The 12,690-nt window shown below is 52.9% G+C and carries 11 protein-coding genes and 1 riboswitch; of the genes, 5 read left to right on the forward strand and 6 right to left on the reverse strand.

The window, feature by feature from the left end; all coding sequences use genetic code 11:
- Positions 1–95: 95 nt before the first annotated feature.
- Positions 96–276, reverse strand: a riboswitch (cobalamin riboswitch).
- A 113-nt stretch (positions 277–389) separates the two neighbouring features.
- Both ACXAFR_RS12675 and ACXAFR_RS12680 read left to right on the forward strand, forming a co-directional pair.
- Positions 390–779, forward strand: a complete 390-nt coding sequence (locus ACXAFR_RS12675) for a PilZ domain-containing protein (RefSeq protein ID WP_475177387.1) — start codon at positions 390–392, stop codon at positions 777–779.
- 10 nt (positions 780–789) lie between these two features.
- Positions 790–1,116 (forward strand): PilZ domain-containing protein, encoded by a 327-nt coding sequence (locus tag ACXAFR_RS12680; RefSeq protein WP_475177390.1) that lies wholly within the window; start codon positions 790–792, stop codon positions 1,114–1,116.
- A gap of 36 nt (positions 1,117–1,152) precedes the next feature.
- Here the strand turns inward: ACXAFR_RS12680 and radA are convergent, their stop codons facing one another.
- Positions 1,153–2,538: a DNA repair protein RadA gene (gene radA, locus ACXAFR_RS12685; RefSeq protein ID WP_475177391.1), complete on the reverse strand. Its 1,386-nt coding sequence runs from the start codon at positions 2,536–2,538 to the stop codon at positions 1,153–1,155.
- A 239-nt stretch (positions 2,539–2,777) separates the two neighbouring features.
- Between radA and ACXAFR_RS12690 the strand changes: the two genes are divergently transcribed.
- The gene (locus ACXAFR_RS12690; RefSeq protein WP_475177392.1) at positions 2,778–3,926 is read left to right on the forward strand and encodes a DnaT-like ssDNA-binding domain-containing protein; all 1,149 of its coding nucleotides are present in this window, start codon (positions 2,778–2,780) and stop codon (positions 3,924–3,926) included.
- A complete protein-coding gene (locus ACXAFR_RS12695; protein ID WP_475177394.1) occupies positions 3,838–4,518 on the forward strand; it encodes a replication protein P in 681 nt (226 codons plus the stop codon). The genes ACXAFR_RS12690 and ACXAFR_RS12695 overlap by 89 nt, the downstream gene beginning before the upstream one ends.
- Before the next feature lie 25 nt (positions 4,519–4,543).
- On the opposite strand, the gene ACXAFR_RS12700 is transcribed toward ACXAFR_RS12695, so the two are convergent.
- Entirely contained in the window at positions 4,544–6,031 is a 1,488-nt protein-coding gene (locus tag ACXAFR_RS12700; RefSeq protein ID WP_475177395.1) for a glycoside hydrolase family 140 protein, read from the reverse strand.
- A 358-nt stretch (positions 6,032–6,389) separates the two neighbouring features.
- On the opposite strand from ACXAFR_RS12700, the gene ACXAFR_RS12705 reads away from it, so the two are divergent.
- Entirely contained in the window at positions 6,390–7,292 is a 903-nt protein-coding gene (locus tag ACXAFR_RS12705; protein ID WP_475177396.1) for a GAF domain-containing protein, read from the forward strand.
- A 59-nt stretch (positions 7,293–7,351) separates the two neighbouring features.
- Here the strand turns inward: ACXAFR_RS12705 and ACXAFR_RS12710 are convergent, their stop codons facing one another.
- The 4 genes from ACXAFR_RS12710 to parC form a co-directional block, all read right to left on the reverse strand.
- A complete protein-coding gene (locus ACXAFR_RS12710; protein WP_475177398.1) occupies positions 7,352–8,563 on the reverse strand; it encodes an HD-GYP domain-containing protein in 1,212 nt (403 codons plus the stop codon).
- Positions 8,564–8,858: 295 nt separating this feature from the next.
- Positions 8,859–9,146 carry a PilZ domain-containing protein gene (locus tag ACXAFR_RS12715; RefSeq protein ID WP_475177400.1) on the reverse strand — a complete coding sequence of 96 codons (288 nt, stop codon included), beginning with the start codon at positions 9,144–9,146 and terminating at the stop codon, positions 8,859–8,861.
- Between the two features lie 106 nt (positions 9,147–9,252).
- Entirely contained in the window at positions 9,253–10,092 is an 840-nt protein-coding gene (locus tag ACXAFR_RS12720; RefSeq protein WP_475177401.1) for an extracellular medium-chain-length polyhydroxyalkanoate depolymerase, read from the reverse strand.
- A 198-nt stretch (positions 10,093–10,290) separates the two neighbouring features.
- Positions 10,291–12,540, reverse strand: coding sequence for a DNA topoisomerase IV subunit A (gene parC / locus ACXAFR_RS12725; RefSeq protein ID WP_475177403.1), 2,250 nt, complete (start codon positions 12,538–12,540; stop codon positions 10,291–10,293).
- Positions 12,541–12,690: the final 150 nt, after the last annotated feature.

A 12,690-nucleotide genomic window follows, 5' to 3' on the forward strand; every position in this document is an offset into this window, starting at 1 on the left:
GAGAGATGAAACAGGCGTATTCACTGCCTATTTTCCACAGATAAAGCCCTCCGCTTCATCGTTGAGCACCTCAGCTTTTGGCATGCCTGGAGCACGAGGCGTATTTCCAACTGGCCGGTGTCGGGCTCTCTTCTTACAACCGCCGGTATGGCGCACAGAAAATTACCGTTGCGGGGGCAGCGCTGGAGTTGCAGGCGGTTGATACCGCACTGGCGCACCAGTCTTCCCGTTTAACCCATCCAAATGAGGATTGGCACCTGTCGAAAGCCGGGAGACTAGCGCCAGCGCATCAAACAGTCAAGAAATGCAGCAGACTGCGAGATGGTTTTCTACACTGAAAAGACCACTGCTCTACCCCGCTGACGTTACTGAGATAGGAGAGATTTCCCATGCATCAGTTCCAGAACCGCCATCAAGATCGCCGTTTGTTCAGCCGCATCGAATTCCACTGCGCCTCAGAGATACGCCGTGGCGGCCAGCGCTGGGCTGGCGAGCTGCAGGACATCTCCCTGGCCAGCCTGCGCATTGGTCAACTCGAAAAGGGAGGCTTGCATCCTGGCGACAGAGTGCTCGCGACCCTGCACCTTTCTTCCGGTTTGGATATCAAGGTGGCCGCCACGCTCAGACGCTGGGACGGCAGTGCCTGGGCCATGGAATACGACTGTCTGGATTTAGACAGCGGCCGCCATTTACGCCGTTTACTGGAATTGAATCTGGGCAACAGTGATCAGATCCTGGAGGAATATCAGGAGATGGCCGTCAAACACCGATTGCATTAAAGGACGGATTTTGCCCAACTCATTTCGTGGTCGCCAAGATCGACGCTGCTTTCCCCGGTGCCCACTCACTCTGCGCGCTAACCTTCTCAGACGCGGCATGCGCTGGCGCTGCCGTGTCGTCGATTTATCCTTTCACGGTGGGCTTGTGGAAATGTCCTCACCCAGCTCCCTACGCCGGGACGAGCCCATCGAACTTGAACTGCTGCTCGCAGAAGGCCCACCACTCCTCCTCAAGGGCCAGGTGTCCCACCGCGAGGGACAAATGATCGGCATTACCTGTCGCGCCATAGACATCGACGACCAGCACCGATTGCGTACTTTGCTGGACGATTTCTGATTCAACACCTTAGACAATTCCAAGCGCCAGCTCACGCTAGTCAGACGAAATCGCATCCAGTGCCTCTTGCAGCGTTTTAACCGCAATTACAGTCAGGCCGGGTAGCGCCTCTCTGGGTTTGTTGGACGCGGGAACGATGGCCGTTTTGAAACCGTGTTTGGCAGCTTCACGCAAGCGCTCTTGGCCGCTGGGTACCGGGCGAATCTCTCCAGACAAACCCACCTCGCCAAAGGCGACCAATTGAGGGTCTAGGGGACGATCACGAAAGCTGGATACCACCGCAAGCAAAAGCGCCAAATCGGCGCTGGTTTCCATGACTCGAACGCCACCGACAACATTGATAAAGACATCCTGGTCGCCGACAAACAAACCGCCATGACGATGCAGTACCGCCAGCAACATATTTAAACGGTTCTGATCAAGCCCCACCGCCACTCGGCGCGGACTGCCGCCATGACTGTCGTCCACCAGCGCCTGAATTTCCACCAACAGAGGCCGTGTGCCCTCCCACACCACCATCACCACAGAACCGGCGGCGACCAGCTCTGAACGCTGCAAAAAGATTGCCGACGGATTGCTGACCTCTCGCAACCCGCCTTCGGTCATCGCAAAAACACCCAATTCATTGACGGCACCAAAGCGGTTCTTACTGCCGCGCAGAGTTCGAAACCGCGAGTCGTGATCTCCTTCCAACAACATGGAGCAATCGATCATGTGCTCCAGTACTTTCGGGCCAGCCAGTGAGCCGTCTTTGGTGACATGACCGACCAGCAACACCACCGTCCCCGTCTGCTTGGCAAAGCGGGTCAAAAACGCCGCACTTTCTCTCACTTGGGATACCGACCCTGGCGCCGACTGAATATCAGCGAGATACATCACCTGAATCGAATCCACCACTAATACCTCGGGCTTCATTTGTTCGGCGACACCGATCAGGGTTTCGACACTGGTTTCAGACACCAGCTTCAAGTCTCCTAACGGTAACGAAAGTCTCCTGGCCCGCATCGCCACCTGCTGCAGTGACTCTTCCCCGGTACAGTAAAGTGTGGGACGACTGCTGGCGATGTGACACATGGTTTGCAGCAGAAGGGTCGATTTTCCCGCACCCGGATGCCCACCGATTAATACCACGGATCCCGGCACCAGACCGCCGCCGAGAACCCGATCAAACTCGCCGGATCCCGCACTGAACCTTGGCAGATCCTCCAGACTGATTTCTGCCAGGGTTTGTACGCGATTCTCTTTCTGACCTGCGTAACCACTAAAACGGCCGCTTCCGCCACTGGCCGCTGCTCTGGGTGTACTCCCAAGGCGAACCTCCTGGAGAGTGTTCCAAGCGCCGCATTCCGCACACTGCCCCTGCCATTTACTGTAATCTGCCCCACAATCGCTGCAAACGAACGCGGTTTTACTTTTTGCCATAGGTTATAACTCTCATACGACAGCAGTCTGTTTATTTCGGGAAGGCCTTCCCATTCGCTTATGACAAACTATTGTCGTTCAGCGACTTGGAATCTGCAAAGTCCTTTGGCAGCCATTGGCTTATGGCTACGTCATGGCAGTGCAACCAGAGCTCGCCCCTAAAAGCTGATCAATTTGCGCTCATTTTGAAGGGAGACATTTCCTCCGACGACGCCCAAAATTCTGTTAAACTCACAGTCATGACTGCATCTCTTTTACCTGAACGCCCCCTGCTCATCATTCCATCCCTGGCAGCAACCATCGGCCTTGAAGAGGCAACACTGGTCGCAGCCATGGATGAACTTACCTGCGCCCTCGCGCCCGACGTCAGCGGTGGCTATCAATGGTTTCAGCTACCACCCGATGCTGTCGAACAACGCCTACCCTTTTGGGATCGCCACGACATCAGCCGGATCAGCCAATCTCTGCGCGCCCAAGGGTTAATTCTGCTGCGCTCGGCGCCCTTTGCAGAATCAAATCAGTTTATTTTTGCGTTTAATGTCAGTCAGACAGGGTCCAGTGAACCGGTGCGGGAAGCTACACCGGAACCGGCTGTCGCAACGTCAGAACCATCCATGGATGGCACGACGGTAGGCGCTACCGCCATCAGCCCCCAGTGGCGTCCCGATAGCGAGGTCATCGCCCGTATTCGGCAGCACAATATCTCTGACGATTTCATTCGTTCACAGATCCCGGAGTTTGTGACCTACTGGCGCGAGAGTGGCGAACATCATCGCTCTTGGGGCGCCAAGTTTTTGCAGCACGTCATCTACCAGTGGCGCCAACGCGAACGCTTTCAGGTTCGCAAAGATCAGGAAGCCAGCATTGCCAACGACTGGCGCCCAAGTTGGGATGCTATGGAAGTGCTGACCAAACATGCGGGCATCAACGCTCAATTTGTCGAAGACGCGATCCCGGAGTTTGTGCTCTACTGGTCTGAACGAGGGGAGAAATCGCGCACCTGGAATACCAAATTTATTCAGCACGTACGGCGCCAGTGGGCCCGATTTGCCTCCGCTTTGGAACATGATACCGAGCCCCGGCGTATTCCGGAGAATTGGCAGCCCAATGGCGATGTCATGGACATCTTAGCCCTGGCAAACATCGACAGCCAATACGCCGTCAGCCTAGTGCCAGAATTTGTGCTTTTCTGGCGTGACAGCAACCAGGTCTACAGCTCCTGGAACACAAAATTTCTGCAACACGTTAAATATCATTGGGCGAGACGCCATGCGCTGCCCATGACCGCGGGATCCACCCATGAAGGACAGCAACGACATCCTCAATCAGATCGAACCAAAGATCGCTCGATCGCCGAACAACTCAGCGACCGCAGCTGGGCCGGCTGATGGCCAACGCCAACAGCGTGCCCCTGCCAGCGACGAGCTGATCGATACGCTCAATCAGGTCTTCGAATTATTTCGGGTCAATTACCACAATCAATATTTCAGCGCCTACCCAAACCTGGAATCACTGAATCAGGCCAAGCGCCTGTGGCTGGAAACACTGCGCGAATTTACGCCAGAGGTCATATTGAGAGCAGCGCGCAAAGCGATTGAAGAATCCGAATATCTGCCGGTACTCAACCGGATGATCAAGTATTGTCGTGGCACACCAGAGCTGCATGGATTACCCGATGTCCACAGCGCTTATTTGGAAGCCTGTAATGCGCCCAGTCCTAAAATGGATTATCACTGGAGTCATCCGGCCGTCTATTACGCGGGTAAAGCCTGCGATTGGTATTTTCTTGCTCAGAGCTCAGAGCAGGTCTCCTATCCGGCATTTCGCGATCAATATCTCGCCATTTGCGAACGAATTCTAAAGGGTGAAGATCTGCCCATGCCCCAAGCCACGCAGCTGGCGCAAAAGCCGGAGGCCCCGCTGTCCGGCGAAGAAAACCATCGCCGCATGGAGGCGCTGCGCAAAGAATTTGACCTGTAACTTTCGCGGTTATTTCTCAAGGTGTTTACAAGCGAGAACCCGGCGCTGGAAAACCGGCGCCTTCCCGATCCACCACCAACACCCAGTCGTTGCCTCTCTGAGCTTTTCCTGGGGGATGAAACCTTAACGAGCCTTCCGCTTCAAAGTGTCCAATGAGCTCACTGTGACCATCGCGGGGATTAAACCACCAGGCCACCACCTGCTCAGAAGAAACGCCTTCACCCAACCAGGGCTTTAGGGTTAACACTATTTCTTCACCCGCGGGACTGTATACCAACAGGTAGTCCTTTCCGTGAGCGGCCTGTAAATGCGCTGCGCCATCATAATTGTTCACCAACAGCTGCTGATTTGGCACCCGTTCCGCCATTGGCCGAGACATCAATAATGAGCGCACGTGCTGCATATCCCAGGCGCCGGGAAGGTCCATTCCCTCATACCAGGGATAATTCAGCAATTTGTATTTCTCGCGCCCTGGCTGCCACATCTGCCAGACACCTCGGGAACCATAGGTGTGGCCAAAACCTCCCGCCAATAAGCCCCAGTAAGCCGCTTGGCGATTATCAAAATCGGTAAACCAACCGTTGGCAGGATCGTGTTTTACCGCGTGATCTTCGTAGCGATTTTCCCCATCCAGCGTCGGTTTATAATTTGGCAGAGAATAATCCTTGGCAATCTTTTGATAATTCGGCACGTCATACTGATCGTGGCCCGACTGAATCATGTGAAAGTCAATCCAATCCGCATCGCGAAACCAGCGTGAGGAACTGAAACCTCCTCGAGGATGAAAACTCATCAAATGGCGGTGCTCGTCAGCGTCTTTTATCGCCTCGGCTAAGTGATTATGTAAGGCGAGCCCACCGGACTGAACAGGATGGGTGTCTCCCCCTAAAACCCAGACAACATTGTCGTGCTGGCGAAACCTCTCTCCAAGAAACCGACCATAGTCTTCAACGTTGGTGTCATTGATCAGCTTCTGCTGATAATAATCAGACCAACCGGGAATCAACGCGACGACCATTCCCCGCTCAGCCGCGGCATCGATGATGTAATCGATATGATCCCAATAATCATAGGCATCTTCGTCGTTTGGGTCAGATCCCGGTGTCGTCAGCGGTCGGCTGACGTCCGCTTCGGCAAACGCTAAATCACCATAGGCGTTGGGAACACGCAGAGGCTTGTTTTCCAACAGAATATCCAGATTGCCGAGTACCGGAGCAAAAATGACTGTAAATCCCTGACTGCGTCGTTTATCCAGCAGCCTATCGACATCTTCTCGGGTAGAACGAGGGACCAACTCCCAGTTGGTATCACTGAGATAAAGAAAGGGTGTCCCGTCTTCTTGCACCAGATATCGCTGATCATCACTGACGCGTAGAACACCGTGAGAAAGATCCCAGGCAGCCCCCTGGCGACCGGCTTCCGGTGCAGGCCCGTAAGTACTGCATCCAATCATCGACAGCAAGCAGGCGCCGATACAACAAAGCCAGCTGCGCTTGCGCAATTTGTAACTCACACTCTGTCGCGATCGTGTTGTCGATATTGACGTTCGAAATACCATGCATCCTGCCTCATAAAAAACCAATAGATTTGCGCGGGTCGATATTCACCACCGACACGTTGAAAACACTGAACTGAAAAGTTCGACATCAACGATTATTTGCGCTTCAGGCCATTGTTCCACTGCAAACAAAAAATGAAATTGTCACCGCTCATGGTATTCAGTCTGCATGGAGAGATCATTCAGGTCAAAAACTCGGTGAATTTATCAGCACAATTTTAGACATTAGTGACAATTGGCTAGTCAGACGCCGCGAAGTCTGGTAAAAATTTTTTTAGTATATTGGTTGTCAGTCGCAGTCAGGAGATCAAACATGGAAACGTTTATCAAAGCGGTAGAAATCTGGGCCCCTTGCAGTCACGCTAAAACCCTGGAACTTTCCTCTTCCTACTATGGTGATGTCGCCCCTTTTGCAGAGGCCAGCGCAGGACTGACGTTCGATTTTGATGTCGGCCTGCCAGGAAAAACCTGGTCCGCACGGCGACCGATTGTTTTAACCGATCTACGCAACACCATTTTTAAGCGAACCGAAGCCGCCGCTGCCGCCGGTATCACCTGCGGTATTTCCATGCCCGTATTTTGCGGTGAGTTCCTTATGGCTGTGATGGTACTTTTTTGCGGTGACACCACAAAGAGTCAGGGCGCGGTAGAAATCTGGCACAATGATGATGACAGCGATAACGAACTGCGTCTGACCAGCGGTTACTACGGCAATCTGGAGCAGTTCGAATGGATCTCTCGCCACTTGACCATTATGCGAGGACGCGGCTTACCGGGCGGAGCCTGGGCATTGAAAGCGCCCCTGATAATGGATGATCTCGCAAACTCCAATACCTTTTTACGCGCAACCCATGCAGCGATTGCAGGTATCACCACCGGTCTGTCGATACCGTTTTTTGAAAGCGAACAACGAGTGGATATATTAACGTTTCTAGCGGCCGGAGGCACACCGCTCGCGAATCGTTTTGAGATCTGGGTGCCATCACAAGACCATATGACCCTTTCTTTAAGCGATGGACACAGTTTTGACAACCAGGAACACATTGACGCACTGCGGGAAAAACGCATCCACCGTGGCGATGGCGCCCGGGGAGATTGCTGGTTGACTGGCAGACCGAGCATTTCGCCGGATCCAGAAAACGCCAACGCAACAATGATCACCCTGCCGGTTATCAGTGAGGCGAAGCTGTCAGCTCTGGTCTGTATTTCTCTTTGAATGATGGCGTCTTAGGGTTTCGTCATCTCAGCGCCGGAAGGCTTAGCCGATGAAGCGCCTCATACCGGCAAATAATCCGTGACGACAAGTCCAAATTGCGCTGGCACCACCGATTTGACCACGTTGCCGTAGGTGTCGTCTTTCGCCAGGTCGACGACCTGCTCCTCTAGACGGGTCTTTTTATTGGTATCGTACACCAATAACACGGTGGGACGATCCGATGACACCACGTTGATTTCACGAACCATGGCCACCATGCCCGAACTCAGCTGCACAAAGGTCCCTGCGGGATACAAGCCAATACACCGCACCAGACTGTAAACCATATTGCGATCCAAATGACTGCCACTCCACTCGAGCATTTTTTTCAACGCAAGAGTTGGCTCAATTCCTTTGTGGTAAACCCTGTCCGCAGTAATTGCGTCGTAGACATCGGCGACAGCTGCCAATTTCCCGTGACGACTGATTTTTTCTGCATTTAATCGAAAAGGATAGCCGGTGCCGTCGAGACGCTCGTGGTGTTCCGAGCAAATCTCCATAGCGACTCTGGGCAAGCCTTCAATTTCTTGCAGCGCCTGGATACCATAGTGAACATGACGCTTCATTTCTTCCCACTCATCCGGCGTCAAACGGCCCGGCTTGTGGAGAATGCTGTCGGCGACTCGGATCTTACCGATATCGTGGACAAAACCACCGAATACCATATTTTGCAGCATGTCATTTTTAATGTTCATACCTCGGGCGAGGATACCGATCAACACCGCAACATTGGTCGAGTGTTCAAGCAGGTAGTTATCCATCGCACGGACACGCATCAGACTGCAGATGGCGTTTTGATTGGAGTCGAGAGACTTGGTGATTTCTGTGGCAATGTTTTCGACAGCGTCTTCGTCGAAACCCTTCCCCATTTTTACGTCGCCCATGACCTCGCGAGCCAACTCTGAAGCTCTCGAGCGCAACTCAACGGCTTTGTCGATCGCGTCATCAAAGCTCTGCTTGACGACCTGCGCCTCACCGCGGGCTTTACGCAGTTTTGCTTCGTTTGCCAGATCCTGTTTGGAGACGTTGACACTGCCGGGACAGTCTTTGCCTTTGCCAACGTCGATATAAACCTCGGCAATTTCAAGACGGCGAATCAGTTCTATCGTTTCCTGCCGGGTGACCAACCCCTTAGTTGCCAAACCGTTGTCCAGTGCACGCGGATCGTTGATCTCGGTAATGTACATGCCGGTTTTAAGCTGCTTGGTCGTGATGCGACGAATATTCTCCATTGAACAACGACTCTGCACAAACTCTCAAATGTACTGAACTGACAAACCTGCAACGTTAAACGCTGAGCCAATCTCAAACCGCCGTTTCAGGATTTTCAATGGAAATATCATCATTGAATCTCAGTTTTCTATCTCGTAAAAGTGCGAACATCTAACCAGCATCCAGACGAAAATCCAGAGCCTTCTCTCGACGCTCTGCGCTCGATCTTAATGACGTTAAGTGTAGTTCGCGTGGCGTTGTGTTGGCGGATATTTTTTGGCGTTTCTGTCACAAAAAACAACGGACCAAAACCACCTAAATGAACTTCAAACCAACGCCGTCCGGGTCCTTACGCACCACTTCTAAAGACAAAATATTGCCGTCTCCGCCGGGCAGGTTCAGAACCTGGGCTTCAATCACAACACCCACTTCAAGGTCGATAGAACCCTCAAGATAAATAAAGACACCACTGTCTGAAACATCCCGGGTATATGTTTCCCGAGTGCCGAAGGAGTCGTGGGTAATTCGAATTCGGCTACGAAAGGCCGTTCGTTGATTTGACCGCTTTTCGGACATAGCTACTTGCTCTGCTGTCTGCTTCACTCGCACACCTGAAATTTCTAATATACTGCGTCCCTACAGATTGCAGGTAAGGTCAAAGCCTATAGGCTCTTTAGTAACTATAGTGCAAATCTCACGAAACAAGATTTCAGGGATACCGGCGAAACCAGTCCAATACGGCGGCTGGAGACTCGGGGAACCATTCATGCCCGCCAAAACGAGTGATGCGACTGGTGACGACGCCCTCGTAAAGAAGGCGGTCGTAATAGCTGTCCATCGTCCACCAAGGTACGATGGTGTCATAGTAACCATGTACAAAGCGTGTTGGAGGGTGATCGTCCGGCAAAGATCGAGGGACCACGCAGGTCGCTGCCAAACACTCAGCCCAGGAAGCGGAATGAATGACGAGAGCGTTGAACTCTCCGGGCCAGGTTAACGCCATTCGTGACGCGTTATAGCCACCGCTGGAAATACCGGTCGCATACTTTCGAGAGGTATTCAAAGGCCCGAAATCACCCGCGTTGAGCGCTGCGAACAGGCGATTAAAAAACCGAAAATCTGCTGTGGCCTCGTAAGAAATCAGCGGCCCGGTGACATTGGTTTGCCAGGCAAAATTACCAATCGCCCGAGGCGCGATCACCGCGAAGCCATTGTCCAGCAAGGCTTTTATCGTGCGCAATTCGTGATAGCCACCAAAGGAGGCGTTGTCATAGCGGCTAAACTCAACGGGGAAATTGGTTCCTTGAAAGATCAGGACCACTGGCCAGCCTCCGGCAGGCGGCGTGCCCAGCGGCAATTGCCACAGCACCTGCCGACTACTCGACCCGGGAACCGACAGTGTCTTACTGCGATATTCACAGCTGAGCCGATCAGGCCAGAAAAGATAATCCGTTTCCTGGCAGCGAGACGCCGACCAAGCAGACAGAGCCGTTGTGGTAAATAGTATAAAAAAGAGCGCCTGACACAGGCGTATACCGTTGAAATTCATAGAGAGCCTCTCAGATGATGACGTTATTGTTATTACATCGAGCAGCTTTAACGACAGCAGCCACCGTAAACGGATGGCTACCGAGAACACGAAAGCAAAGTGCTTTAAAGATAGTTCAAATTTTTTCCTTGGCCGAATAAAACCTCGGGGGAGAAAACCACACGATCGCGCATGGCTTCCCGATACTCTTCTACAAAATCAGCGTTTGATCAGAACCCGGTCTACTTTTTGGAACCCTCTGGGCAACTTATTACCGCGACGTCCGCGCTCGCCCAAATAGTGGTCCAATTCTGCCCCTTTCAGGGTCAGACTGCGTTTGCCCGCCTGAATTTGCAATTGCTGGCCCTTACTCACCACCACGACACCCAACAGATACTCTTCCCGAGATTTGGCACGCGCCGTGGGAATGCTGAGGATTTTATTGCCTTTGCCGCGGCTCAATTCCGGCAACTCGCTGACCGGAAACACCAGCAACCGGCCTTCATTACTGACAGCTGCTAACAGATCGTTGGCCGCGTCTTCAATTTCAAACGGCGGCAAAACCTTAGCGCCCTCGGGTAATGTCAGAGCAGCCTTACCCGACTTGTTCTTGGTGTAGAGATCGCCCAGACTCGTGACAAAACCATAACCCGCGTCGGATGCCAGCAAAATTTTGCGCGAATCATCCCCCATCAGCGCACCTTCAAAGGTTGCACCACTGGGTGGACTCAGGCGCCCGCTGACGGGCTCACCTTGACCTCTGGCGGAGGGTAGCGTATGTGCCTGCAACGCGTAACTGCGTCCTGTCGAATCCAACAGAATGACGTGTTGATTACTCTTGCCACGGGCGGCAATTTTGAAGGCATCACCCGCCTTGTAGTTCAAACTTTCCGGATCGAGATCGTGGCCTCGGGCAGAGCGAATCCAGCCTTTCTCTGACAGTACTACCGTGACGGGTTCGCTGCCCAGCAGATCCGCCTCGCTGAACGCCTGAGCTTCTGCTCGCTGTACGATCGGTGAACGCCGGTCATCCCCGTATTCGTCAGCCGCAGCCAACAGCTCTTTCTTAACCAACGTGCGCAGACGACGGGCCGAGTCGAGCGTCTTCATCAGACTTTCACGCTCTTTTTCCAGGGCTTTCTGTTCATCGCGGATCTTCATTTCCTCGAGTCGGGCTAACTGCCTCAACTTGGTTTCGAGGATGTACTCTGCTTGCATGTCACTGAGATCAAAGCGTTCAATAAGAACCGCTTTAGGATGCTCTTCTTCGCGAATGATACGAATGACTTCATCGACATTCAGATAGACAATCAGCAATGCGGCCAAACGCTCGAGACGCTCTTCGACTTTTTTCAGCCGATGCTGCAGACGTCTCCGCACAGTAAGCAGGCGGAACTTGAGCCACTCATCGAGGATGACATTGAGAGGCTTCACCTGGGGCAATCCATTGATGCCAATCATGTTCAGATTGACCCGGTAGGTGCGCTCCAGATCCGTGGTGGCAAACAAATGCCCCATCATAGCATCCAGATCAATGCGGTTACTGCGCGGCACAATGACCAGACGCGTCGGATTTTCATGATCGGATTCGTCGCGCAGATCTGCCACCATCGGCAGTTTCTTCGCCTGCATCTGAGCGGCAATCTGCTCCAAAATCCGCGCACCACTGACCTGATGTGGCAACGCCGTGACAATAACGTCACCGCCCTCTTTGCTCCACACCGCGCGCATCCTCAAACCACCGCGCCCGGTTTCATAGATTTTGCGAATTTCCTCCGGTGAACTGATGAGTTCAGCATCCGTGGGCATATCCGGCCCAGGTATAAACTGCATGAGTTCCGGGACATCTGCTTTGGGGTTGTCCAACAGATGTACAGTTGCCTGCACCACTTCCCGCAAGTTGTGAGGCGGAATATCCGTTGCCATACCCACAGCGATGCCTGTCGTGCCATTCAACAGTACATTGGGGACGCGCGCCGGCAACACCGCGGGTTCATCCAGAGTACCGTCGAAATTGGGCAGCCAGTCGACGGTACCCTGCCCCAGCTCCGATAATAATGTCTGTGCGTATTTGGTCAGTCGCGACTCAGTATAGCGCATAGCCGCAAAGGACTTGGGATCATCCTGGGAACCCCAGTTACCCTGGCCATCGACAAACGGATAGCGATAAGAAAACGGCTGCGCCATAAGCACCATGGCTTCATAGGCAGCACTGTCACCGTGGGGATGGAACTTACCAATCACATCCCCGACCGTACGGGCGGATTTCTTGAATTTTGCCGTGCTGTTGAGTCCCAACTCGCTCATGGCGTATACGATACGACGCTGAACCGGCTTGAGCCCATCGCCGATATTGGGCAGCGCCCGGTCGAGAATGACATACATGGAATAATCCAGGTAAGCACGCTCAGCATAGGCTTTTAGATGGATTTTTTCGTTAGAATCCTGAGGGGTTACCTCGTTGCTCATAAATTATCCTGTAAAGACGTCATCTGTAGTGGTGTATATCCTCAGGATGACAGTATATGGTAAATATTCGTTCCACGCTGGTCCTATGGCGCCTAAATACTCCTTCTCAATAAATCGGTCGCCGTAAAAATCCGACCCAGTCCCCCATCC

It is taken from the genome of Pseudomaricurvus sp. ABR4_320 (genome assembly GCF_056159445.1).

Excerpts from the sequence above, each read along its gene's own strand:
- ACXAFR_RS12720 (WP_475177401.1), bottom strand. The coding sequence starts at position 10,092 with ATGAATTTCAACGGTATACGCCTGTGTCAGGCGCTCTTTTTTATACTA.
- parC (WP_475177403.1), bottom strand. The coding sequence starts at position 12,540 with ATGAGCAACGAGGTAACCCCTCAGGATTCTAACGAAAAAATCCATCTA.
- ACXAFR_RS12705 (WP_475177396.1), top strand. The coding sequence starts at position 6,390 with ATGGAAACGTTTATCAAAGCGGTAGAAATCTGGGCCCCTTGCAGTCAC.
- ACXAFR_RS12690 (WP_475177392.1), top strand. The coding sequence starts at position 2,778 with ATGACTGCATCTCTTTTACCTGAACGCCCCCTGCTCATCATTCCATCC.
- ACXAFR_RS12675 (WP_475177387.1), top strand. The coding sequence starts at position 390 with ATGCATCAGTTCCAGAACCGCCATCAAGATCGCCGTTTGTTCAGCCGC.
- ACXAFR_RS12710 (WP_475177398.1), bottom strand. The coding sequence starts at position 8,563 with ATGGAGAATATTCGTCGCATCACGACCAAGCAGCTTAAAACCGGCATG.
- radA (WP_475177391.1), bottom strand. The coding sequence starts at position 2,538 with ATGGCAAAAAGTAAAACCGCGTTCGTTTGCAGCGATTGTGGGGCAGAT.
- ACXAFR_RS12695 (WP_475177394.1), top strand. The coding sequence starts at position 3,838 with ATGAAGGACAGCAACGACATCCTCAATCAGATCGAACCAAAGATCGCT.